At 44.7% G+C, this 1,319-nt stretch carries 2 protein-coding genes; both read right to left on the bottom strand.

Annotation, left to right across the window (positions count from 1 at the left end):
- Positions 1 to 53: 53 nt before the first annotated feature.
- A complete protein-coding gene (trpS, locus tag QT974_RS34435) occupies positions 54 to 1,064 on the bottom strand; it encodes a tryptophan--tRNA ligase (RefSeq protein ID WP_333472829.1) in 1,011 nt (336 codons plus the stop codon).
- Between the two features lie 42 nt (positions 1,065 to 1,106).
- Positions 1,107 to 1,319: hypothetical protein (locus QT974_RS34440; RefSeq protein WP_333472830.1), on the bottom strand; the 213-nt coding region annotated here is incomplete at its 5' end.

Below are 1,319 nucleotides of genomic sequence, written 5' to 3' on the forward strand. Positions count from 1 at the left end.
ATGACTAATGACTAATGACTAATGACTAATGACTAATGACTAATGACTGATGACTAATTAGGTAGAGAATAACCAAAAGCCGTTTTAACCTTATTCAAAGTTTGGTTGGCAATAGTTTCTGCTTGTTCTCTTCCTTGACGGAGTACAGATTCTAAATATCCCGGCTCGTCCATTATTTCTTTGTATTTATCCTGAATCGGTTTGAGGGCATTAATTGTTGTCTCTGTCAACAATGGTTTGAAATCTCCCCAACCCATATTTTCACATTCCGCTGCTACTTCTTCCTTCGATTTACCGGAAAGCAGCAGGTAAAGTGTTAGCAAATTTCTCGCTTCGGGGCGATCGGGGTCGTCGAAAGTTAAGCCGCGCACGGCATCAGTTTTGCAGCGCTTGATTTTTTTGCTAATTGTATCTGGCGAATCCAACACATTAATTCTACTCAATTCCGAAGGGTCGGATTTTGACATTTTGCGCGTGCCGTCTGTCAAACTCATCACTCTCGCGCCGTCAGCCCGAATTAAGGGTTCAGGAAGTTTCAAGACTGGGTTTTCGGGCGTGCCAAATTGGTGATTCAATCTATTTACCAAATCGCGGGTGAGTTCCAAATGCTGTTTTTGGTCTTCTCCTACGGGCACTTTGTCGGCATCGTAAAGCAAGATGTCGGCTGCCATCAATACGGGATAATTTAGCAAGCCGGCGTTGACATTTTCGCCTTGTTTAACTGCTTTTTCTTTAAACTGAATCATATCTTCGAGCCAGTTAATCGGCGTAATGCAGTTGAGCAGCCATGCTAGTTCTGTGTGCGCCGAGACGTGGGATTGCACGAAAATAGTAGAATATTCTAAATCGATGCCGCAAGCTAAATAGAGCGCGGCGATGGTGTAGGTGTCGGATGCTAGGGTTGCTGGATTGTGCGGTGCGGTAATTGCGTGCAAATCGACTACGCAGAAGTAGTTTTCGTACTGGCTTTGACCTTCTACCCAGTTGCGAATGGCACCCAGATAATTGCCGAGGTGAAGGTTGCCTGTTGGCTGAACTCCTGAAAGAACGCGCTGTTTGCCCATGAGGAAGGAATAGAATTGAAGTCACATTTCTATATTGACACGTTATCTGGATCTAAGATGCTTTTTGTTGAAATTCATAAAAATATCGGGGAAGCAGATGAATCGGCGGTTGAAACCGCTTCTTGTCAAATAAAACTCGGCGGTTGAAACCGCGTCTACACCAATAAAACTCGGCGGTTGAAACCGCGTCTTGTCAAATAAAACTCGGCGGTTGAAACCGCGTCTACACAAACAAAGTCCGCCTTCGCGGACTAA

Origin of the sequence: Microcoleus sp. BM001215392 (assembly GCF_036700185.1) — a bacterium.
Taxonomy (GTDB): Bacteria; Cyanobacteriota; Cyanobacteriia; order Cyanobacteriales; family Microcoleaceae; genus Microcoleus.